At 75.3% G+C, this 21,437-nt stretch carries 20 protein-coding genes; 14 read left to right on the forward strand and 6 right to left on the reverse strand.

The window, feature by feature from the left end; all coding sequences use genetic code 11:
* The first annotated feature begins 7 nt into the window (after positions 1-7).
* The gene (locus tag ACQPX6_RS11100; protein WP_433787351.1) at positions 8-721 is read left to right on the forward strand and encodes a hypothetical protein; all 714 of its coding nucleotides are present in this window, start codon (positions 8-10) and stop codon (positions 719-721) included.
* A 2-nt stretch (positions 722-723) separates the two neighbouring features.
* Positions 724-1,665: a tRNA (adenosine(37)-N6)-dimethylallyltransferase MiaA gene (miaA, locus tag ACQPX6_RS11105; protein WP_433787352.1), complete on the forward strand. Its 942-nt coding sequence runs from the start codon at positions 724-726 to the stop codon at positions 1,663-1,665.
* Here miaA and ACQPX6_RS11110 read toward each other — a convergent pair.
* Positions 1,644-3,530, reverse strand: a complete 1,887-nt coding sequence (locus ACQPX6_RS11110; RefSeq protein WP_433787353.1) for an MFS transporter — start codon at positions 3,528-3,530, stop codon at positions 1,644-1,646. The genes miaA and ACQPX6_RS11110 overlap by 22 nt on opposite strands.
* A 53-nt stretch (positions 3,531-3,583) precedes the next feature.
* Positions 3,584-4,189 carry a TetR family transcriptional regulator gene (locus tag ACQPX6_RS11115; protein ID WP_433787354.1) on the reverse strand — a complete coding sequence of 202 codons (606 nt, stop codon included), beginning with the start codon at positions 4,187-4,189 and terminating at the stop codon, positions 3,584-3,586.
* 98 nt (positions 4,190-4,287) lie between these two features.
* Between ACQPX6_RS11115 and dapF the strand changes: the two genes are divergently transcribed.
* From dapF to ACQPX6_RS11130, 3 genes are read left to right on the forward strand one after another with little or no spacing between them, the layout of a single operon-like run.
* Positions 4,288-5,127 carry a diaminopimelate epimerase gene (dapF, locus tag ACQPX6_RS11120; RefSeq protein ID WP_433787355.1) on the forward strand — a complete coding sequence of 280 codons (840 nt, stop codon included), beginning with the start codon at positions 4,288-4,290 and terminating at the stop codon, positions 5,125-5,127.
* A 56-nt stretch (positions 5,128-5,183) separates the two neighbouring features.
* The gene (hflX, locus tag ACQPX6_RS11125; protein WP_433787356.1) at positions 5,184-6,743 is read left to right on the forward strand and encodes a GTPase HflX; all 1,560 of its coding nucleotides are present in this window, start codon (positions 5,184-5,186) and stop codon (positions 6,741-6,743) included.
* Between the two features lie 29 nt (positions 6,744-6,772).
* Entirely contained in the window at positions 6,773-7,771 is a 999-nt protein-coding gene (locus ACQPX6_RS11130) for a hypothetical protein (RefSeq protein WP_433787357.1), read from the forward strand.
* A 48-nt stretch (positions 7,772-7,819) separates the two neighbouring features.
* On the opposite strand, the gene ACQPX6_RS11135 is transcribed toward ACQPX6_RS11130, so the two are convergent.
* Together ACQPX6_RS11135 and ACQPX6_RS11140 are read right to left on the reverse strand one after the other, a co-directional pair.
* Complete coding sequence (locus tag ACQPX6_RS11135; protein WP_433787358.1) at positions 7,820-8,995, reverse strand: MFS transporter; 1,176 nt, start codon at positions 8,993-8,995, stop codon at positions 7,820-7,822.
* Positions 8,992-9,651: a FadR/GntR family transcriptional regulator gene (locus tag ACQPX6_RS11140; protein WP_433787359.1), complete on the reverse strand. Its 660-nt coding sequence runs from the start codon at positions 9,649-9,651 to the stop codon at positions 8,992-8,994. The genes ACQPX6_RS11135 and ACQPX6_RS11140 overlap by 4 nt, the downstream gene beginning before the upstream one ends.
* A 394-nt stretch (positions 9,652-10,045) precedes the next feature.
* Here ACQPX6_RS11140 and ACQPX6_RS11145 point away from each other — a divergent pair, with 394 nt between their 5' ends.
* On the forward strand, positions 10,046-10,174 hold the full coding sequence (locus ACQPX6_RS11145; protein ID WP_433787360.1) for a hypothetical protein: 129 nt from the start codon (positions 10,046-10,048) through the stop codon (positions 10,172-10,174).
* 63 nt (positions 10,175-10,237) lie between these two features.
* Complete coding sequence (locus ACQPX6_RS11150; RefSeq protein ID WP_433787361.1) at positions 10,238-10,531, forward strand: hypothetical protein; 294 nt, start codon at positions 10,238-10,240, stop codon at positions 10,529-10,531.
* Here ACQPX6_RS11150 and lexA read toward each other — a convergent pair.
* Positions 10,462-11,241, reverse strand: coding sequence for a transcriptional repressor LexA (lexA, locus tag ACQPX6_RS11155; RefSeq protein ID WP_433787362.1), 780 nt, complete (start codon positions 11,239-11,241; stop codon positions 10,462-10,464). The two genes, ACQPX6_RS11150 and lexA, sit on opposite strands and share 70 nt — an antisense overlap.
* A gap of 219 nt (positions 11,242-11,460) precedes the next feature.
* Here lexA and ACQPX6_RS11160 point away from each other — a divergent pair, with 219 nt between their 5' ends.
* The 3 genes from ACQPX6_RS11160 to ACQPX6_RS11170 all read left to right on the forward strand — a co-directional run bounded on the left by ACQPX6_RS11160 (position 11,461) and on the right by ACQPX6_RS11170 (position 16,144).
* Entirely contained in the window at positions 11,461-12,060 is a 600-nt protein-coding gene (locus tag ACQPX6_RS11160) for a LysM peptidoglycan-binding domain-containing protein (protein ID WP_433787363.1), read from the forward strand.
* 634 nt (positions 12,061-12,694) lie between these two features.
* Entirely contained in the window at positions 12,695-13,204 is a 510-nt protein-coding gene (gene nrdR / locus ACQPX6_RS11165) for a transcriptional regulator NrdR (protein ID WP_433787364.1), read from the forward strand.
* Between the two features lie 84 nt (positions 13,205-13,288).
* Positions 13,289-16,144 (forward strand): vitamin B12-dependent ribonucleotide reductase, encoded by a 2,856-nt coding sequence (locus tag ACQPX6_RS11170; protein WP_433787365.1) that lies wholly within the window; start codon positions 13,289-13,291, stop codon positions 16,142-16,144.
* Positions 16,145-16,229: 85 nt separating this feature from the next.
* On the opposite strand, the gene ACQPX6_RS11175 is transcribed toward ACQPX6_RS11170, so the two are convergent.
* The gene (locus ACQPX6_RS11175) at positions 16,230-17,021 is read right to left on the reverse strand and encodes an endonuclease/exonuclease/phosphatase family protein (RefSeq protein WP_433787366.1); all 792 of its coding nucleotides are present in this window, start codon (positions 17,019-17,021) and stop codon (positions 16,230-16,232) included.
* A 53-nt stretch (positions 17,022-17,074) separates the two neighbouring features.
* Between ACQPX6_RS11175 and ACQPX6_RS11180 the strand changes: the two genes are divergently transcribed.
* From ACQPX6_RS11180 to ppsA, 4 genes are all read left to right on the forward strand, one after another.
* Positions 17,075-17,680, forward strand: a complete 606-nt coding sequence (locus ACQPX6_RS11180) for a nucleotidyltransferase (protein WP_433787367.1) — start codon at positions 17,075-17,077, stop codon at positions 17,678-17,680.
* 20 nt (positions 17,681-17,700) lie between these two features.
* Complete coding sequence (locus ACQPX6_RS11185; protein WP_433787368.1) at positions 17,701-18,432, forward strand: HipA family kinase; 732 nt, start codon at positions 17,701-17,703, stop codon at positions 18,430-18,432.
* Complete coding sequence (locus ACQPX6_RS11190) at positions 18,429-18,824, forward strand: DUF3037 domain-containing protein (protein ID WP_433787369.1); 396 nt, start codon at positions 18,429-18,431, stop codon at positions 18,822-18,824. Before ACQPX6_RS11185 ends, ACQPX6_RS11190 begins: the two co-directional genes overlap by 4 nt.
* A gap of 113 nt (positions 18,825-18,937) precedes the next feature.
* Positions 18,938-21,322: a phosphoenolpyruvate synthase gene (gene ppsA / locus ACQPX6_RS11195; protein ID WP_433787370.1), complete on the forward strand. Its 2,385-nt coding sequence runs from the start codon at positions 18,938-18,940 to the stop codon at positions 21,320-21,322.
* Positions 21,323-21,437: the final 115 nt, after the last annotated feature.

Here is a 21,437-nt window from a genome sequence, read left to right on the forward strand (position 1 = left end):
CGGTGCAGTGATCGCGACGGCGGCGGTGGTGCCCCACCCGCCCCTGCTGGTGCCCGAGCTCGCGGGCGCGGCCGCCGCGGAGACCACCGCCCTGCGCGTGGCGTGCCGCGACGTCGCGGCGCGGCTCGCGATGGCGGGCGACCGGTGGGTCGCGGTGGGCGCCGGGCCGGTCGCGTCGCACCACCGGTCGGACGCCTGCGGCACGTTCGCGGGCTTCGGCGCCGACGTGCGGGTCGCCCTGGGCCCGGACGCCGACCCCTCGGCCGCGCCCGACCGCGAGCTCGCCCTGCCCGTGCTCGTCGCCGGCTGGCTGCGGGCCCAGGCCGGCGCGGCGGGCGAACGGGTGCGGATCGAGGCCCACGTCCTGCCCGCCGACACCCCGCCCGCCGAGGCGCGCCGGGTGGGGGCGGAGCTGGCGGCCGGCGAGGACGCGGTGCTGCTCGTGCTGGGCGACGGCGCCGCCACCCACACCCCCCGCGCCCCGGGCGCCTTCGACGAGCGCGCCGCCGGCTGGGACCGCGCCGTCGCGGCTGCCCTCGCCACCGGGGACGCGGACGTGCTCGCGGGTCTCGACGCAGGCCTGGCCGACGCGCTGCTGGCGGGCGGCCGCGTGCCGTGGCAGGTGCTGGCGGGTGCGGTGCCCCGCCCGTCGTCGGCGCGGCTGGAGCACACGTCGGCGCCCTTCGGGGTGGCCTACCACGTGGCGGTGTGGGGGCGCTGATCGTGACCCGTCCGATCGCCCTCGTCGGCCCCACCGCGACCGGCAAGTCCGACCTGGCGCTCGACCTCGCGGAGGCGCTGGCGGCACGGGGTCCGGGCGCGGAGGTCGTCAACGCCGACGCCATGCAGCTCTACCGCGGGATGGACATCGGCACCGCGAAGCTGCCGCCCGACGCGCGCCGCGGCGTGCCCCACCACCTGCTCGACGTCCTCGACGTCACCGAGACCGCCACCGTGGCCGCCTACCAGCGCGACGCCCGCGCCGCGGTGGACGCGGCCCGGGCGGGAGGCCGGGTGCCGCTGGTGGTCGGGGGCTCCGGGCTCTACGTGCAGGCGGTGCTCGACGACCTGCGGTTCCCGGGCACCGACCCCGCCCTGCGCGCCCGGCTCGACGCCGAGCTCGCGGTCGCCGGTCCCGCCGCGCTGCACGCCCGCCTCGCCGACCGCGACCCGGACGCCGCCCGCGACATCCTCGCCAGCAACGGGCGGCGGATCGTCCGGGCGCTCGAGGTCGTCGAGCTCACCGGGCAGTCGTTCGCGGCGAGCCTGCCCCGCCCCGGCGCGCCCCGCCACGACGCCCTGCTCGTCGGCCTGGACCGCGACACCGCCGTGCTCGACGCGCGCATCGAGACCCGGGTCGACGCGATGCTCGCGGCGGGCCTGGTCGACGAGGTGCGGGCGCTCGCCGCCCGGGGCCTGCGCGGCGGCGCGACGGCGTCGCGGGCGGTGGGCTACCGCGAGGTGCTCGAGCACCTCGACGGCGCGATCGACCTCGACGAGGCCCGGCGGCGCACCGTGGTGGCCACGCGGCGGCTGGTGCGCCGGCAGCGCTCCTGGTTCCGCCGTGACGACCGCGTCCACTGGCTCGACGCCGCCGCCCCGGACCTCGTCGCGACCGTGCTCGCGGCGTGGGGTGACGAGCCTCAGGAGCCGGCGACCGGCTGACCGGCCCGGCGGGTGTGGCGGCCGGCATCGAGGGCCGCGTCCGTGAGCACCACGTCCCGGTACTGCGGGCCGGTGGCCCCGCCGAGCGCCTCGACGTGCGGCGTCCCCCGCCACTGCACCACCAGCAGGTGCGGCTGCCCCGGCGCCGTCGCGGGCACCGTGTAGCGCCCCTGGTCGTCGGCGACCGTGCGGCCGAGCTGGCGTCCGCCGGCGTCGACCAGGGTCAGCACGGCACCGGGTGCGGGCCGGCCGCCGTGGCGGACGGTGCCCGCGAGGGCGGGGCGGCGCACGGGCGCGGTGGCCGGAGCGGTCCCGGCGTCCGGCAGCGCGGGCTGCTCGTCCTCGAGGTCGATGGTGTGGCGCAGCGGGACCTCGCGCAGGAACACGATCGCGACGAGGGCGATCAGCGCCAGCGGCGCGGCCACGAGGAACAGGGTGGCGATGGAGTCGCCGTAGGCGGTCTCGATCACCGTGCGGACCGGGGCGGGCAGCGCGGCGAGGTCCGGGATCCGGCCACCGGACGACGAGGTGGCCGAGGCCGGGATGCCGAGGCGGGACAGGCCGTCGCTGATCGAGCTCGTGACCTGGGTGCTCAGCAGCGCGCCGAGCGCGGCCACACCGGCGGCGCCGCCCAGCGAGCGGAAGAACGCGACGGTGGAGCTGGCCGCGCCCATCTCGCTCATCGCGACCTGGTTCTGCACCGCGAGCACGAGGTTCTGCTGCGTGGCGCCGACGCCCACGCCGACCATCGCCATGAACACCGCGAGCAGGGGGTAGGGCACCGTCGAGCTGACGACGAGGCCCTCGCCGAGCAGCCCCGCGGTCAGCAGGACGCCGCCGCCGACGAGGTAGGGCTTCCACCGGCCGTAGCGGGTGATCAGCTGGCCGACGACCGTCGAGGCGAGGAACAGTCCGGCGATCATGGGCAGGGTCAGCAGGCCGGCCTCGGTCGCCGACGCGCCGCGGGCGAGCTGGAAGAACTGGCTGAGGAACACCGTCGAGCCGAACATCGCGACGCCGACGAAGAGCCCGGCCACCGTGGCCAGGGCGACGGTGGGGTTGCGGAACAGGTGCAGCGGCACGATCGGCTCGCGCACCCGCGACTCGACGACCACGGCCAGCACGAGGGCGACGGCGCCGCCCCCGACCCAGGCCAGCGAGGTCCACGAGCCCCAGGCGAACTGGTGGCCGGCCAGCGAGGTCCAGATCAGGATCGCGGAGACGCCGGCGGCGATGAGGACCGCGCCGAGGTAGTCGATGTGCACCTCGCGCTTGACCGTCGGCACGGTCAGCGTGCGCTGCAGGACGACCAGCGCGACGACGGCGATCGGGACGGTGACGTAGAAGCACCAGCGCCAGCCGATGGAGTCGACGATGACGCCGCCGATCAGCGGCCCGCCGACGGTGGCGACCGCCATGATCGCGCCGAGGTAGCCGGAGTACCGCCCGCGCTCGCGCGGCGGAATGATCGCGGCGATCACGACCTGGGCCAGCGCCATGAGCCCGCCCATGCCGAGGCCCTGGATCACGCGGAAGCCGATGAGCTCGGCGGTGCTCGTCGTGAGCCCGCAGAGCATCGAGCCGACGACGAAGAGCCCGATGGCGAGCTGCACGAGCAGCTTCTTGGAGAAGAGGTCGGCGAGCTTGCCCCAGATCGGGGTCGACGCCGTCATCGCCAGCAGCGACGCGGTGACCACCCACGTGTACTGGGCCTGCGTCCCGCCGAGGTCGGCGAGGATCCGGGGCAGGGCGTTCGACACGATCGTCGAGGACAGGATGGCCACGAACAGGGCCATGAGCAGGCCCGACAGGGCGACCAGCACGTAGCGGGTGGCCGGCGCGGCGGTGGGGGCGGGTGCGGACACGGCGGACGGCTCCGGGGGAGAGCAGGGGTGGGGGCGCGGGGTGCGGGCGGGCGTCAGGGGGGCGGCGCGGGCGGGCGGCCGAGACCGGTCTCGAGCAGGTCGAGGGCCTCGTCGAGCCAGGCGACCAGGTCGGTGGCGCCGTCGGAGGCCAGCCAGCGGGTGGTCGCGGTGCGCGTGGCGGACATGACCGCGGCGGCGGTGAGCGCGGGGTAGAGGTCGTCGGCGGCGAGGCCGGTCCGCTCGGCGATCACGGCCGCGAACTGCTGCTCCATCGCGGCGTACGCGGCGAGCTGGTGGGGGACCAGCGCCGGGTTGGCGCGCACGAGGCGCACCTGGCGGACCCAGTCTCGCGCCCGGGCGTCGGCGCCCTCGACCATCTCGCGCACGACGGCGCGCACCGAGACGAGCACCGGCTCGTCGGCGGGGCGGGCGGCGAGGCGCTCGGCCGTGGCGCGGGCACGCTCGACGTCGGCGGCCACGACGGCCTCCTCCTTGGAGGAGAAGTAGTTGAAGAACGTCCGCGGGGAGACGTCGGCGGCCTCGGCGATCTGCTCGACGGTGACCCCGTCGAGGCCGTGGCGGACCGCCAGCTCCAGCGCGGCCGCGCCCAGGGCGTGCCGGGTCCGCAGCTTCTTGCGCTCGCGCAGTCCCGTGGTCACGGCGACGACGCTACGCCTGAACTTGCAGTCCGTGCATCTTTGCCGAGCGTGCTGTTCTGCAGATCACGCAGTGTTCGGCTCGGCGATAGAGTGGGCCCGTGGAGTTCGTCAAGGGCCACGGCACCGAGAACGACTTCGTCGTGCTGCCCGACCCCGACGGCGAGATCGAGCTCGACGCGGACGACGGGGCGCTGGTGCGCGCGCTGTGCCACCGCCGGCGGGGCATCGGGGCCGACGGGGTGCTGCGCGTGGCGCGCACCGACACGCCGGTCGCCCTCGCCGCGGGGATCGACGCCTCGGCGGCGACCTGGTTCATGGACTACCGCAACGCCGACGGCTCGCTGGCCGAGATGTGCGGCAACGGGATCCGGGTGTTCGCCCGCCACCTCGTCGGCGCGGGCCTCGTCGCCCCCGGCACCCACCCCGTCGCCACCCGCGCCGGCACCCGTTGGGTCACCGTCGACCACACCGGCCCCGTCACCGTCGACATGGGCCCGGCCGTGCTCGGGCCGGGCTCGACGACGCACGTCGCCGGCGTGGAGCTCGAGGGCGTCGCGGTGGACGTCGGCAACCCGCACCTCGCGTGCGTCACCACCCGCCCCCTCGACGCCTTCGACCTCGCGCCCCCGCCCACGTACGACGCCTCGCTCTTCCCGCACGGGGTCAACGTCGAGGTGCTCACGCCGCTGCACGACGGGGCCGTGACCCTGCGGGTGCACGAGCGCGGGTCGGGCGAGACCCGCTCGTGCGGCACCGGGACCGTCGCGGGCGCGGTCGCCGCGCTGGCGGCCGCGGGCCGGGGGACGGGCGCGGTCACCGTCCACACGCCGGGCGGCACGCTGGTGGTCGGCGTCGACGGGGCCACCACCACGCTCACCGGCCCCGCCGAGCTCGTCGCCCGGGGCACCTGGGGCGCGCCCGTGCCCGTCGCGCTCTGAGCCCCCCGTCTCGCGGTGGTTTCCCCGTTGCTGCTCGTGGGACCATGGAGAGCAACATGACAGGACCCGCAGCGCACGAACCCCGTTCCACGACCCCGCCGGCGTTCGCCCCGGCGCACCGTCGTCGTGACCGCAGCAGCGACATCCGGCTCGACGCCGACGGCTTCGCGATCGAGCCCGACATCGAGCCCGACGCCGACGCCGAGCCCGGTCGCGACGAGCCCACCGGAGGCGCCCTCGACCTCGAGGAGCGCTCGTCGCTCCGGCGCGTCCCGGGACTCACCGGCGCGTCCACCGAGCTCACCGACGTCACCGAGGTCGAGTACCGCCAGCTGCGCCTCGAGCGCGTCGTGCTCATCGGGGTGTGGACCCAGGGCACCGCGCGCGAGGCCGACGCGTCGCTCGTCGAGCTGGCCCGCCTCGCCGAGACCGCGGGCTCCGAGGTGCTCGACGGCCTCGTCCAGCGCCGCCAGAATCCCGATCCCGCCACGTTCGTCGGCTCGGGCAAGGTCGCCGAGCTGCGCGAGACCGTGCAGGCCACCGGCGCCGACACCGTCATCGCCGACGGCGAGCTCTCGCCCGGGCAGCTCCGTCAGCTCGAGGAGAAGCTCAAGGTCAAGGTCATCGACCGCACCGCGCTGATCCTCGACATCTTCGCCCAGCACGCGCGCTCCAAGGAGGGCAAGGCCCAGGTCGAGCTCGCCCAGCTGCGCTACTTCCTGCCCCGCCTGCGCGGCTGGGGCGAGTCGCTGTCCCGCCAGGGCGGCGGCGCCGGCGGCTCCGGGGGCGGCGGGGTCGGGACCCGTGGTCCCGGCGAGACCAAGCTCGAGACCGACCGCCGGCGCATCCACCGGCGCATCGCGAAGCTCCGGCGCGAGATCGAGGCCATGTCGACGATCCGCGACACCAAGCGCGGACGCCGGCAGGCGCGGTCGGTGCCGTCGGCCGCGATCGCCGGCTACACCAACGCCGGCAAGTCCAGCATCCTCAACGCCATCACCGACGCCGGCGTCCTGGTCCAGGACGCGCTGTTCGCGACGCTGGACCCGACGACGCGGCGCTGGGAGACCGGCGACGGGCGCGAGGTCACGCTGACCGACACCGTCGGCTTCGTGCGCCACCTGCCCCACCAGCTCGTCGACGCCTTCCGCTCGACGCTCGAGGAGGTGGGCGGCGCCGACCTGCTCGTCCACGTCGTCGACGGCGCCGACCCGGCGGCCCAGGACCAGATCGCGGCGGTGCGCGAGGTGCTCGCCGGGCTCGACACGCCGGCGCCGCCGGAGCTGCTCGTCGTGAACAAGGTCGACGCCGCCGAGCCCATGGCGATCGCGCAGCTGCGCGCGGCCCTGCCCGGCGCGGTGTTCGTGTCCGCGCGCACCGGCGAGGGCCTCGACCGGCTGCGGGCGCGCCTGGCCGAGGAGCTCCCGCACCCCGACGTCGAGCTCGAGGTCGTGCTGCCCTACACCGAGGGCGCGCTCGTGGCGCGGGCCCACGGCGAGGGCGAGGTGCTCGGCGAGCGGCACACCGAGGACGGCACCGTGCTGCACGCGCGGGTCTCCGAGGAGCTCGCGGCCTCGATGCGGCGGTCGGCGGTCGACCCCGCCTCCGTGTCCTGAACCGGCTGGCGGCGCTCGTCCTGCTGGTCGTGGTCGGGCTGGGTGTCCCGGTGCCCGCGTCCGCCGACCCGCAGGTGCGCTGCACGCTCGACGACCCGCGGCTCGCCGAGGTCTCGGGACTGGTCGACGGCCCCGAGGGCCTGCAGGTGGTCAACGACAGCGGCAACCCGAGCACGGTCTTCCGCCTCGACGCCGACTGCGCCGCGGTCGGGCTGCGCGCGGTGCCGATCGACGGGCGCGACGTCGAGGACCTCGCCCGCAGCGCCGACGACACCCTGTGGCTGGCGGACACCGGCGACAACGCGCGCCGGCGCTCGTCGGTGGCGGTGCTGCGCATCGACCCCGACGGCGGCGAGGTGATCACGCGCCTCGCCTACCCCGACGGCGCCCACGACGCCGAGTCGCTGCTGATGCCGGGCGACGACCGCCCGGTGATCGTCACCAAGGACCTGGGCGGGCGCAGCGGCGTGTACGTCGCCGACGAGCCGGCGGGGGAGGAGCCGGCGCTCGAGCCGCGCCCGCTGCGCCGGGCCGGCGAGGTCCTGGTGCCCGGCGAGGCCCTGACCAGCGTCGGGGCCGGCACCTTCACCGGCGGCGCGATCTCCGCCGACGGGCGGGTCGTCGCCCTGCGGACCTACACCGACGCCTGGCTCTACGCCGCGCCGGGCGGGACGGCGCGCGCCGAGGACGTCGTCGCCGCGCTGGCCGGCCCGCCGGTGCGCGTGCCGCTGCCCGGCGAGACCCAGGGCGAGGCCATCGCGTTCACCCCGGACGGGAGCCTGCTCTCGGCCGGCGAGACCCCGGTCGGCAGCGAGCCGGCCGCCGTGCGCGTGGTGCCGAACGCCGTGGGCCTGGTCGGCGGGACCCCGGCGGGCCCGGTCGCGGCGCCGGCCCCCGCCGAGGGTGCCGACCGTGCCGACCGTGCCGAGTCCGGCCTCCCGGGCCCGCTGCTCACCCTCGGCGCCGTGGTCGCGGGCGTGGTGCTCGTCGGCGCCGTCGTGGCGCTGGCGCGGCGCCGGCGTCCCTGACCTCCCGCAGCGAACGGCCTATCGGCGTGCTCCTCTGAATTGCTGCTTCTACGCGCGCGAACTCCCCGTTCGCGCGTCGTCCGGGGCCGTCGGCGGGTCCACGAGCGCGAGGGCGAGCAGCCCCGCGAGCACGGGACACACGAGCAGGACGGCCAAGGCGACGGTCGTGCCCGCCTGGTCGGCGAGCGCCCCGAGCGCCGGCGACGCCAGGCCACCGGCGCTCACCGCGAGCCCGAGGGTGATCGCCGCCGCGAAGCCCAGGTGGTGCGGGAGGTAGGCCTGCCCGAGCGTCGTGTGCACCGGGACGGGCACGCCCAGCGCCGCCCCGAGCGCCGCCGTCGCCACGAGCGCGGTCACCGGGGACGGCGCGAGCAGCGTCGCGGCGAGCAGCGGGAGTGCCGCGACGTAGGAGCCGCGCAGCACCGCCGTCCGCCCGAACCGGCGGGTGAGCGCGCTGCTCGCGATCGTCGCCACCGCGCCGCTGCCGGTGAACACCCCGAGCGTCGTCGCGGCGAGCGCGGGCCCGAACCCGAAACGGATCGCCAGGTGCACGGCGAGGAACGTGCTCAGCCCGTAGAAGAGCACCGAGCGGGTGACGACGACACCGGTGAGCCACCCGAAGCGTCGCCAGTCGTCGGTGCCGCTGACCTCGCGGGACGGCGCCGCGTCGGCGGCGACCGCCGGGCCGGGTCGCCGCCGGGGCACGAGGGCGACGACGGCGGCGCCCACCGCGGGCAGCGCGAGCAGCGGGGTCGCGGTCAGCCCCAGCCCGCCGACGACGACGCCGACGAGCGCCGGGCCGGCCGCGAACCCGGCGAGCCCGCCGACGGTGAACCACCCCATGCCGCGGTCACCGGTGCCCGTGAGGTGCACGGCCCGCGCCGCCTCGGGGTGGTAGGCCGCGACGCCGAGGCCGGAGAGCAGCACCGCGGCCCAGGTCGCCGCGTACGAGTCGACGAGGCCGACGGCGCCGACGCCGACCGCGGCGGTGAGCATCCCGATCACCCGCAGACCGGGGACGCGCCGGCGGTCGGCGAGCACCCCGAACACCGGCTGCGCCACCGACGACAGCACGGTCGCGGCCAGCACGATCCCGCCGGCCCGGGTGAGGTCCCACCCGCGCACGGCGACGAGCGCGGGCACGAGTGCCGGGACCGCCCCCTGGTAGAGGTCGTCCACCCCGTGCTCGACGGCGAGCGCCATCGCCCGGCGCCGCCCGCTCACGCGCGGTCCCCGAGCAGCTCGCGCAGCTCCGCCTCGCACGCGTCGAGGTAGGCGCGCGTGGCGTCCGCGGCGGCGTCCGGGTCGCCGCAGGCGACGGCGGCGACGAGCGCCTCGTGCTCGTCGTCGGTGTCGACGCCCGAGTCCGGGTCGGCGCTCTGGTGGGTGAACGTGTCGTGCACCCCGTCGGCGAGGGCGTCGAACACCCGCAGCAGCACGGGGTTGTGGGTCGCGGCCACCACGGCGCGGTGCAGCGCGAGGTCGGCGGCCGCCCACTCGCCGACCGCGCCGCGGGTGCGCGCCGCCCGCCGCGCGGCGGCCGCGTCCTCGATCGCGGCGAGGTCGTCGTCGGTGCGCCGGGACGCCGCCAGCCGGGCCGCCTCGATCTCGGGGCCGCGCCGCGCCTCGTAGACGTCGCGGGCCCGTGACCGCTCGAGGCGCAGCGCCCAGGCGTCGGTCCCGGGGTCCGCGACGAACGTGCCCCGGCCCTGCGCCACCTCGAGCAGGCCGCGGTGGGCCAGGGCCTGCACCGCCTCGCGCACCGTGGAGCGCCCGACCTCGAGCTCGCCGGCGAGCTCGGCCACTGAGGGCAGGCGGTGACCCGGGGGCCACTCGCCGCTCGTGACGGGCGCCGTGAGGGCGTCGATCACCTGCTCCACCAGCCCACCTCGCCGGATCGCACGCAACTTCTTCTCCTCAGGTCATCAGATGACCTGCACGGTACGCGTGCGTTCGTCGGCGCGGCGCGGCGTGCTCGCCCCCGGCGCCGGAGGACCGCCTCATCGACGACTCGCTCGTCGTCGTCGGCCCGGCGGGCGGGGTGCCCGCGGGCCGCTCGGCGATGACGTGGCGCGAGGTCGCCGAGCACCCGCTGGTCGGGCTCGAACCCGGCGGGCCGCTCGCGCTCACCCTCGAGGCCATCCTCGGCGAGCACGCCCCCGTCGCCCGCTACCGGGGCCGGCGCGGTCGACCTGCGCACGGTCGTGGACCTCACCGCCGCCGGCGTCGGGCTCGCGGTGGTGCCGCGCCACGTCGTCGATCCACCCGTGGCCTGTGTGCGCGCTCGACGAGCCGTTCGCCCGGCGCACGCTCGCGCTGCGCCACGGTGCCCGGCCGGACCCCGGGGTCGACGACCTCGCCGAGCACCTGCGCCGGGCCGCGGCGGAGCCGTCGGTGGAGTGAGCCTCCGTCCTGGACAGAGGCTGACTTCGGGGATCGCGCATGGTGCGGGGCGAGGCTCGGGGCATGGCGCACCACGACCGGACTGGGGCGTCGCCCGACGCCGCCCTGCACCGCGCGCTGGGGGTGCTGCTGACGCCCCTCGTGGTCGGCGCCGGGCTGCTGGCCGCACACGGCGGGGCCGGGCGGGTCTGCCGGTTCGCGGTGCTGCTCGCCGTGCTGGTCGGGGCCGGGATCGTCGTGGGCGCCGGGGTGCGTCGTCCCGTGGCGCGGCCCCGTCGGAGCCGGCCTCAGAGCCGGCGCAGCACCGCCACGACCTTGCCGAGCACGGTGGCGTCCTCACCGGGGATGGGCTCGTAGTCCGGGTTGTGGGGGAGCAGCCACACCCGGCCGTCCTTGCGCTTGAACGTCTTGACCGTCGCCTCGCCGTCGATCATCGCCGCGACGATCTCGCCGTTGTCGGCCACCGGCTGCTGGCGCACGACCACCCAGTCGCCGTCGGTGATGGCGGCGTCGACCATCGAGTCGCCCGCGACCCGCAGCAGGAACAGCGACCCCTCGCCGACGAGCTCGCGGGGCAGCGGGAAGACGTCCTCCACGGCCTGCTCGGCGAGGATCGGCCCGCCGGCGGCGATGCGGCCGACGACGGGGACGAAGGTGGGCGCCGGGCGGTCGGCGCGGATCTCCGCCGTGTGGTCGGAGCCGTCGCCGATGCCCTCGAGCTCCTCGGGGAGGCGGACGTCGAGGGCGCGCGGGCGGTTGGGGTCGCGGCGCAGGTAGCCCTTCTTCTCCAGCGTGCGCATCTGGTGCGCCACCGACGACGTCGACGTCAGGCCGACGGCGTCGCCGATCTCGCGGACGCTCGGCGGGTAGCCGTGGCGCTCGACGTGGTCGCGGATGACCTCGAGCACCTTGCGCTGCCGCGGCGTCAGTCCGGGCGAGGCGTCCGCGTCGGCCGGCTCGGGGAAGGGGTGCACCCGTGCGGGTGTCACCGGCGCCACCGCCTCGGCCACGTCGGACGGAGCCCCGGGATCCGCGGGGCCTCGGGGGCCCTGGGGCGTGCGTGCCATGACCGTGTCCTTCCGACGTCGTGTCCTCGGTGTCCCGGCGCGCGCCGGGACATGCCCGCCCGTGAGCGGGGGTCTTGCGGCGAAGCTAGCGCCGAGGACCGACGGGATCAAACACGTGTTCGAACGACACGCCGGTCGATTCGTCGACGTTGTCGGGGGTCGATGCTAGACATCGCACACGCGTTCGATCGAACGCGTGTGCGACGCGAGGAGGTCGACATGGGCGTGGGGACGACCGGTCAGGGTCACTGCGACGTCGAGGGCATCGGCGAGGTCGAGGACGTCGCGGTGCCGCGCGGGGGCGGGTCTGCCGGACGGGGCCTGCGGACGCGACCCGCGGGGACGCGGCCGACCCGGCCGGCCGACGTGTGGGGGCCGGTGCGCCCGGCCGGACGCCGTAGCCCGGCGGCCCTGCCCGCCGTGCGCCCGCGGGTGGCCGGCGGCGGTCTGGGCCGCGGTGCGGGTGGCGCTGCCGTGCGCCCGGTCGCGGTGCCCGCCGCCGTGCTGCGCCGGCGCCGGGTCGTCGCGGGCGCGGTGCTCGGCGTCCTGCTGGGGGTCCTGCTCGGGGTGCTCATCGCCCTCGCGTCCCCGGCGGGCGGCGCGGACGGAAGCTCCGCACCGGTCCCGGCCGGCACCAGCGTCGCGGTCGTGGGGGCGGGCGAGTCGCTCTCCGACGTCGCGGTCCGCGTCGCCCCGGGCGCCGACGCCGACGCGGTCGTCGTGCGCATCCGGGAGCTCAACGGCCTCGAGGGCGCGGGCGCCTCGGCCGTCGCGGCCGGTCGCCCCCTCGTCGTCCCGGCCCCGGCGGCGGCGGGGTGAGGCGGGTCGAGCCCGATCGGCCCGGGGCCGGGCGGTCGCCGGAGCTCGCCGACCCGGTGACGATCCGCCGCACCTCGCGGTCCTCGTCACCGGATCCGTGATCTCCGACGTCCGCCCGGCGTCGCCACGCGTCGCTGCGCCCTCTGGGAGCGAAGGACGCCTCGACTGCGTGCCACGCACCCCGGGGCGCCTTCGCCCCCCGCGCCTCGCCCGTCCGCCCGCCGCTCGCCCCGTCCGCGGGCCGTCCGCCCCGCCGTGCCACCCACTCGGGCACCGTCCGCCCCGCTGTCCCCGTCGCCCGGCCGCTGACCCGGACGCGGCGGCCGCTCGGCGCCCCGCCCCGCGACCCCCGGCTGTGGAGTTGCATCGCGTGTCGCCGCGTCGCTAGCGTCCACCCCAACATCTTGTGGTTACATGGATGTAGTTAGTCCACAGCTTGTGCACACGGTGGGCGGTTCCTCCACAGGTTCCTCCACCGGACGACGGCGGTGATCCACCGCCGGAGGCCTCCGATCCACGGATCCGGGCCCGCGATCCCCAGGTCCGTCCCCAGTGGGCGGCCCGGAAGCGGGCCGCGGGCCCGGGGGTGGGGACAACTCCGGCGGGGTCCACCGCGAGGGAGGAGGTGGTCGGCGTGCGGTGTCCGTTCTGCCGGTGCGCCGACTCCCGCGTCGTCGACTCGCGCGAGGCCGACGAGGGGCAGGCCATCCGGCGACGCCGGTCCTGCTCGTCGTGCGGGAAGCGCTTCACCACGGTCGAGGAGCCGGTGCTCGCCGTGGTCAAGCGCAGCGGGGTCACCGAGCCGTTCAGCCGCGACAAGGTCGTGCGCGGCGTGGCGCGGGCCTGCCAGGGACGTCCGGTCGACACCGACGCCCTGGCGCAGCTCGCCCACCGGGTCGAGGAGAGCGTCCGCTCCGGCGGCACCGCCGAGGTGCCCAGCCAGGAGGTCGGGATGGCGATCCTCGGTCCGCTGCGCGAGCTCGACGAGGTGGCGTACCTGCGGTTCGCCAGCGTCTACCGCAACTTCTCGTCGGTGGCCGACTTCGAGGCCGAGATCGCCGACCTGCGCACGACGCGGGCCGACGCTGTCGGGGGTCGGGGCGAGGATGCGGGAGGCACCACCGGAGCAGGGGCCGTGGACTAGCGGTCGGGGAAGCATCGTGGCGGGTCGGAGCGTGGGGAAGCGTCGCCGCACCGTCACGGAACGACGAACAGAGGGATGACACCGATGACGGAGACCGTCGGCACCACGTCCGAGGAGTCGGGCTCCGCCGCGTCGCGGCGAGGCCTGACCATCGAGCGTGTCCACACCACCGCGGGGGTCCACCCCTACGACGAGGTCGTGTGGGAACGCCGTGACGTGGTGATGACGAACTGGCGCGACGGCTCGGTCAACTTCGAGCAGCGTGGCGTCGAGTTCCCGCAGTCGTGGTCGCTCAACGCCGTCAACATCGTCACCAGCAAGTACTTCCGCGGCGCGCTGGGCACCGACGCCCGCGAGTCGAGCTTGCGCCAGCTGATCGACCGGGTGGTGGGCACCTACACCGAGGCGGGCAGCCGGCACGGCTACTTCGCCACCCCCGGCGACGCCGAGGTGTTCTCCCACGAGCTCACCTGGATGCTGTTGCACCAGTACTTCAGCTTCAACTCGCCGGTGTGGTTCAACGTCGGCACGAGCTCGCCGCAGCAGGTCAGCGCCTGCTTCATCCTGTCGGTCGACGACACGATGGAGTCGATCCTCAACTGGTACCGCGAGGAGGGGCTGATCTTCAAGGGCGGCTCCGGCGCCGGCCTCAACCTCTCGCGCATCCGCTCGTCGAAGGAGCTGCTCTCCTCGGGCGGCACGGCGTCGGGCCCGGTGTCGTTCATGCGCGGCGCCGACGCCTCCGCCGGCACCATCAAGTCCGGCGGCGCCACGCGCCGGGCGGCCAAGATGGTCGTCCTCGACGTCGACCACCCCGACGTCGCCGCCTTCGTCGCCACCAAGCGCGACGAGGAGCGCAAGATTCGCGTGCTGCGCGACGCCGGGTTCGACATGGACCTCGGCGGGTCGGACATCACGTCGGTGCAGTACCAGAACGCCAACAACTCGGTCCGGGTCTCCGACGAGTTCATGCGCGCGGTGCAGTCGGGCGCCGAGTTCGGGCTGCGCTCGCGCACCACCGGCGAGGTCATCGACACCGTCGACGCCAAGTCGCTGTTCCGCGAGATGGCCGAGGCCGCCTGGGAGTGCGCCGACCCGGGCCTGCAGTACGACGACACCATCAACGACTGGCACACCTCGCCCGAGTCGGGGCGCATCACCGCGTCCAACCCGTGCTCGGAGTACCTGCACCTGGACAACTCGAGCTGCAACCTCGCGTCGCTGAACCTCATGAAGTTCCTCGACGACGACGGCGGCTTCCGCGTCGACGACTTCGTGCGCTCGGTCGAGCTCGTCATCACGGCGATGGACATCTCGATCTGCTTCGCCGACTTCCCCACCGAGGCCATCGGCGACACCACGCGCGCCTTCCGCCAGCTGGGCATCGGCTACGCCAACCTCGGCGCGCTGCTCATGGCCACCGGCCACGCGTACGACTCCGAGGGCGGCCGGGCGCTCGCCGCGTCGATCACCTCGCTGATGACGGGCGCCGCCTACCGGCGCTCCGCGGAGCTCGCCGGCGCCGTCGGCCCGTACGAGGGCTACGCCCGCAACGCGGACGCGCACCGCCGGGTCATGCGCAAGCACGCGGCCGGCAACGACGCGATCCGCACGCTGCACCGGGAGGACGCCCGCATCCGCGACGCCGCCACCCAGGAGTGGCAGCGCGGGCTCGAGATCGGCGGGCGCGACGGCTGGCGCAACGCCCAGGCCAGCGTCCTCGCCCCCACCGGCACCATCGGCTTCATGATGGACTGCGACACCACGGGGGTGGAGCCGGACTTCTCGCTGGTCAAGTTCAAGAAGCTGGTCGGCGGCGGCTCGATGCAGATCGTCAACCAGACCGTCCCGCGGGCCCTCGACGCGCTCGGCTACCCGGCCGAGACCAACGAGGCCATCGTCGAGTACATCGCCGAGCACGGCCACGTCGTCGACGCGCCGGGTCTGCGCCCCGAGCACTACGAGGTGTTCGACTGCGCGATGGGCCAGCGCTCGATCGCGCCGATGGGCCACGTGCGGATGATGGCCGCGGTGCAGCCGTTCATCTCCGGCGCCATCTCCAAGACGGTCAACATGCCCGAGCAGGCGACGGTGGCCGACATCCAGGAGATCTACTTCGAGTCCTGGAAGCTGGGGCTCAAGGCGCTCGCGATCTACCGCGACAACTGCAAGGTCGGCCAGCCGCTCTCGAGCGGCAAGTCCGGGAGCAAGAGCTCCGAGTCGACCGCCACCAAGGAGGTCGCCGCGGCCGACCACCGCCCGGTGCGCCGGCGGCTGCCGAAGAAGCGCCCGAGCGAGACGGTGTCGTTCGCCGTGGCCGGTGCCGAGGGCTACATGACCGCGGGCTCGTACCCGGACGACGGCCTCGGCGAGATCTTCGTCAAGATGTCGAAGCAGGGCTCCACCCTGGCCGGCGTCATGGACGCGTTCTCGATGGCCATCTCGATCGCGCTGCAGTACGGCGTGCCGCTGGAGACCTACGTCTCCAAGTTCGTCAACATGCGCTTCGAGCCGGCCGGCATGACCGACGACCCGGACGTCCGCATGGCCACCAGCGTCGTCGACTACCTGTTCCGCCGCATCGCGCTCGACCACCTGCCCTACGAGAAGCGCGCCCAGCTGGGCATCTTCTCCGCGGACGAGCGCTCGGCGCAGGTCGCGGCCACCGACTACGCCACCGGGGCGGCCGCGCCGCCCGCGGCCGAGGCGGTCGACGTCGAGTCGCTGCGCACCTCGGTGGACGTGTCGCCGGCCGAGAAGACCGGGTCGCCGCGCGAGCGCCGGGCCGACGTGTCGGTCGGCAGCTCCACCGAGCTGCTGGAGCTGCAGCAGGGCAAGGCGGCCGACGCGCCGCTGTGCCTGACCTGCGGCACCAAGATGCGCCCCGCCGGCTCCTGCTACGTCTGCGAGGGCTGCGGCTCCACCAGCGGCTGCAGCTAGCCGGTCAAGACCCGCTCCCCGGCCCCCGCGAGGGGCGCCCCACCCCCCAGGGGTGCGGGCGCCCCTCGTGCCGGGGCGACGCCCCTCAGCCCTCGGGCACCACGGTCGCCGAGAGCGCGCGGTGGTCCGAGAGCGGCGGGTGGTGCACCCGCGGCGCCGACGCGACGACGCCCCGCCCGAGCAGGTGGTCGATCTGCCGGCGCGGGGCCTCGGCGGGGAAGGTCTGCCCGGTCACGAGACCGTGCAGCCCGCTGGCGACGCGTGCCCGGCGCGCCCCGAGGTTGAGGTCGCCGGTGACCACGACGGGACCGTCGCCCCGCACGGCGCGGGCGAGGTGGCGCAGCTGCACGAGGTTCCAGCCGGGGATGAACGAGAGGTGCGTGGTCACCACGGTGACCGGCCCGTGCGGTCCGGCGACGCGGGCGGCCACGGCCGTGCGGGGCTCGTCCTGCACCCACACGAGGTGGCGCGGGGCGCCGACCAGCAGCGGGACCCGGCGCGGCAGGCGCGGCAGCGGCAGCACCCGCCAGTCGATCACCGGCAGCCGCGACAGCAGCGCGATGCCGTAGGCGGGCGTGCTGCCCGGCGGCGGGTCCCCGGTCTCGCCGGTGGCCTCGCCGACCGGGTCCGGGGCCGGCACCCAGTCGCCGGGCATGCCGTGCAGCGTGGGCGCGAAGCGGTGCGCGACCGCGCCCATCGCTCGGGCGGCGACCGCCGCGAGGTCCGCGCCCTCCGAGCGCGGCTGGGCCCGGTCCACCTCCTGCAGGCCGAGCACGTCGACGTCGAGCCCGCCGACCGCGTCGGCGAAGCCCTCGACGTCGGCCGGGCCGGTGGCCGTCGCGGCGCCGTGCAGCACGTTCCAGGTCCCCAGTCGCACGGCGGGCAGGGTGCCCCGGTTCGCTCTCGATCAACGCGGGTAGTGCCCTCGGGGTGAGCGAGATCCCCGCTGCCGAGCACCCGCCCGACGGCGCGGGACGCCGCGAGGCGCTCAAGCGCGTCGCGGTCGCCCTGCGCACCGGCGGGGTCGGGTTCGCCCTGGCCGGGGGTTACGCGGGGTGGGCGCTGGGTGGGCCGGAGCCGGAGAACGACGTCGACTTCGTCGTCGCCGAGGCCGAGGCCGGGCGGGCCGAGGAGGTCCTGGCCGACGCCGGGCTCGACGTGCGGCAGCCGCCCGAGGACTGGCTGTTCAAGGTCTACAGCGACGGCGCGCAGGTCGACATCCTCTTCCGCCTCGCCGGCATCCCCGTCGACGAGGCGCTGCTCGCGCGGGCCGGCGAGCAGGAGGTCCTGTCGGTGAAGATGCCGGTGGTCGACGCCACCGACCTGATCATCGGCAAGCTCGCGGCGCTCAACGAGCACGCCTGCGACCTGTCCAAGGTGCTGCCCACGGCGCGGGCCCTGCGCGAGAAGATCGACTGGTCGCGCGCCGAGGACGAGACGGACTGGAACGACATCGCCGTGGCGTGCCTGTTCCTGCTGCGCCGCATCGGGGTCGCGCCCCGGGCCGAGCACGGGGTCGAGCCCGCCGGGCACTGAGCGCCCGGCAGGATGGGCGCGTGCCAGCACTGCGCCGGGTCACCGCCACCCGGTACGTGACCCCGCTGCGCGAGGGCGGCTCGCTGCCCGGACTCGTCGAGGCCGACGACCTGGGCACCTACGTCGCCAAGTTCACGGGCGCCGGGCAGGGCCCGAAGGCGCTCGTCGCGGAGATCGTCGCCGGCGAGATCGGCCGGCGCCTCGGTCTGCGGGTGCCCGAGCTGGTGGTGCTCGAGCTCGACCCCGTCATCGCCCGTTCGGAGCCCGACTGGGAGGTCCAGGAGCTCCTGGCCCGCAGTGGCGGGGACAACCTCGGGCTGGACTTCCTGCCCGGCGCCATCGGGTTCGACCCCGTCGCCCACGCCGTCGACCCGCTCGAGGCGTCGCGGGTGCTGTGGTTCGACGCGTTCGTCGAGAACGTCGATCGCTCCTGGCGCAACCCGAACCTGCTGCGCTGGCACCGCGACCTGTGGCTCATCGACCACGGGGCCTGCCTGTACTTCCACCACTCCTGGGCCCGCGCGCAGGCCGTCGTCGCCCGGCCCTACGACGCGGCCGGCCACGTGCTCGCCCCCGCCGCGACCGCCCGCGCGCAGGCCGACGCCGAGCTGGCCGGGCGGGTCGACCGGGCGATGCTCACCGAGGTCGCGGCGCTGGTGCCGGACGGGTGGCTCGACGACGCGCCCCGCGACGCCTACGTCGAGCACCTGCTGGCCCGGCTCGACGCCCGCGAGGCGTGGGTGCCGCGATGACCGGGGCCGCGGACAGGGACACCTTCGAGTACGCGCTGCTGCGCGTGGTGCCCGACATCGAGCGCGGCGAGCTGGTCAACGTCGGCGTCCTGCTGCACTGCCGCCACCGCGAGTACCTCGCCGTCCGCACGCACCTCGACCCCGAGCGCGTGCGCGCCCTCGACCCCGCCGCGGACCTCGAGGCCCTGGCCGGCGTCCTGGACGCGTGGGAGCGGGCCGTGCACGGCGAGGGACCGGCCGGCGTGCTCTCGCCCGGCGAGCGCTTCCGGTGGTTGACCGCCCCGCGCAGCACCGTCCTGCAGCCCGGCCCGGTGCACACGGGGCTCACCGGCGACCCCGAGGCCGAGATCGACCGGCTCGGCGCGCGCCTGGTCCATATGCCGTCCCCCTGAACCGCTCCGGCGTTTCCCCCGGTGGTCGCACGGGGGACTCCGCCGAGCGGTCGGCCGCGCGCCACCGTCGCGAGGGCGGCGGAGCGCCGGTGCCCCGATGGAGGAGGAACACGGTGGCGGACGAGGTCCGGTGGCTGGAGACGGTGGGGTCCGGCGACGTCGAGGAGGTGGGCGGCAAGAACGCCTCGCTCGGCGAGATGATCGCCAACCTCGCGGGTCAGGGCATCCGGGTGTCCGGCGGGTTCGCGACCACGGCCGCGGCGTTCCGCTCCTTCGTCGAGGCCAACGGGCTGGACGAGGAGATCCGGCGCATCCTCGGGGAGCTGGCCGACGGCAGCCGGGAGCTGGCGTCCGCGGGCAGCGAGGTCCGGGGCCTGTTCGACCGCGCCGAGTTCCCGGAGTCGACCGCCGAGGCGATCCGGTCGGCCTACGAGGAGCTCGGCAAGCGCTACGACACCACCGACGTCGACGTCGCGGTGCGCAGCAGCGCCACCGCCGAGGACCTCCCCGACGCCAGTTTCGCCGGCCAGCAGGACACCTACCTCAACGTCGTCGGCGCCGACGCGCTGCTCGCGGCGTGCAAGGACTGCTACGCCTCGCTGTTCACCGACCGCGCCATCAGCTACCGCGTCGAGCAGGGCTTCGACCACCACGACGTCGCGCTCTCGATCGGCGTGCAGAAGATGGTGCGCTCCGACCTGGCGTCCGCCGGCGTCATGTTCACCATCGACACCGACACCGGCTTCCCCGACACCGCGATCATCAACGGCGCTTGGGGCCTGGGCGAGAACGTCGTCGGCGGCGAGGTCACCCCCGACCAGTGGACGGTCTACAAGCCCTTCCTCGACGACGAGGACCTCGTCCCGATCCTCGCGCGCACGGTCGGCGCGAAGGAGAAGAAGCGGATCTACACCGATGAAGGCCCCGAGCCGACCATCAACGTCGACACCACCGACGAGGAACGGCGCGCGCTGGTCCTCGACGACGACGAGGTCCTCGCGCTCGCCCGCTGGGGCGCGGTGATCGAGCGCCACTACGACCGCCCGATGGACGTCGAGTGGGCCAAGGACGGTCGCACCGGCGAGCTGTTCGTCGTCCAGGCCCGCCCCGAGACCGTGCAGTCGCGCGCCGGCGCCGGCACGCTCTCGACGTTCAGTCTCGACGAGACCGGCGAGCTGCTGGTCTCCGGGCTCGCGATCGGGCAGGCGGTGGCCGCCGGCGAGGTCCAGGTGATCGAGTCCGCGGAGCAGGCCGACCAGTTCGTCGACGGCCGCGTGCTGGTCACGACCATGACCGACCCCGACTGGGTGCCGATCATGAAGCGGGCCGCCGGCATCGTCACCGACCGGGGCGGGCGCACCTCCCACGCCGCCATCGTCAGCCGCGAGCTCGGCGTCCCGGCCGTCGTGGGCACGCAGAACGCCACGGAGCTCCTCGCCGAGGGCCGCGAGGTGACGCTGTCCTGCGTCGAGGGCGACGAGGGCCACGTCTACGACGGCATCCTCGCGTTCTCCGAGCGCGAGCTGGACCTCGAGGCGGTCCCGCAGACGACGACGCGCGTGATGATGAACATCGGCAGCCCGGCCGCCGCGATGCAGTGGTGGCGCCTGCCCGCGCACGGCATCGGGCTCGCGCGCATGGAGTACCTGGTCAACAACGTGATCCAGGCCCACCCGCTGGCGCTGCTGCACCTCGACGACGTGCAGGACGCGGACGCGAAGGCCCAGATCGAGGAGCTGACCGCGGGCTGGGAGGACAAGGGCGAGTACTTCGTCGACCACCTCGCGCGCGGCATCGCGACGATCGCGGCGTCGCAGTACCCCGAGCCGGTCGTCGTGCGGCTCTCGGACTTCAAGACCAACGAGTACGCCGGGCTCATCGGCGGGACGCAGTTCGAGCCCGACGAGGAGAACCCGATGCTGGGCTGGCGCGGGGCGTCGCGCTACTACAGCGACGACTACCGCGAGGCCTTCGCGCTGGAGTGCCGCGCCCTCGAGCGGGTGCGGCTGCGGATGGGCTTCACCAACGTCATCGTCATGGTCCCCTTCTGCCGCACGCCGGAGGAGGCCGACCGCGTCCTGGAGGTCATGGCCGAGAACGGGCTGGAGCGCGGCCGCGACGACCTGCAGGTCTACGTGATGGCCGAGATCCCGTCGAACGTCCTGCAGGCCGACGAGTTCGCCGAGCGCTTCGACGGCTTCTCGATCGGGTCGAACGACCTGACCCAGCTGGTGCTGGGCATCGGGCGCGACGACGACCGCCTGACGCACCTGTTCGACGAGCGCAGCCCAGCGGTCAAGAAGATGATCACCATGCTGCTGGAGACGGCCCACGCGAAGGGGCGCTACGTCGGCATCTGTGGCCAGGGCCCGAGCGACCACCCGGACCTCGCGGAGTTCCTCGTCGAGCAGGGCATCGACTCGATGTCGCTCAACCCCGACAGCGTGCTCGAGGTCGTCGAACGCGTCGCCGCGGCGGAGTCGCGTCGGGACGGCTGAGTGTCAGCGAAGTGGCTTCGCAGACGTTGAGTGTCCGTATCGGTACTTCGATCACTGGCGGGCGCGCGGTCGTCCTCGCGGTCCTGCTGACCGTGCTCGTCGGGTGCGCCGGGGC

Origin of the sequence: Actinomycetospora sp. CA-101289 (genome assembly GCF_050955895.1) — a bacterium.
In the GTDB taxonomy this organism is placed as follows: Bacteria; Actinomycetota; Actinomycetes; order Mycobacteriales; family Pseudonocardiaceae; genus Actinomycetospora.

Coding starts and splice junctions, on each gene's coding strand:
- hflX (WP_433787356.1), top strand. CDS start 5,184: ATGACAGGACCCGCAGCGCACGAACCCCGTTCCACGACCCCGCCGGCG.
- ACQPX6_RS11150 (WP_433787361.1), top strand. CDS start 10,238: ATGGCGCACCACGACCGGACTGGGGCGTCGCCCGACGCCGCCCTGCAC.
- lexA (WP_433787362.1), bottom strand. CDS start 11,241: ATGGCACGCACGCCCCAGGGCCCCCGAGGCCCCGCGGATCCCGGGGCT.
- ACQPX6_RS11160 (WP_433787363.1), top strand. CDS start 11,461: ATGGGCGTGGGGACGACCGGTCAGGGTCACTGCGACGTCGAGGGCATC.
- ACQPX6_RS11170 (WP_433787365.1), top strand. CDS start 13,289: ATGACGGAGACCGTCGGCACCACGTCCGAGGAGTCGGGCTCCGCCGCG.
- ACQPX6_RS11190 (WP_433787369.1), top strand. CDS start 18,429: ATGACCGGGGCCGCGGACAGGGACACCTTCGAGTACGCGCTGCTGCGC.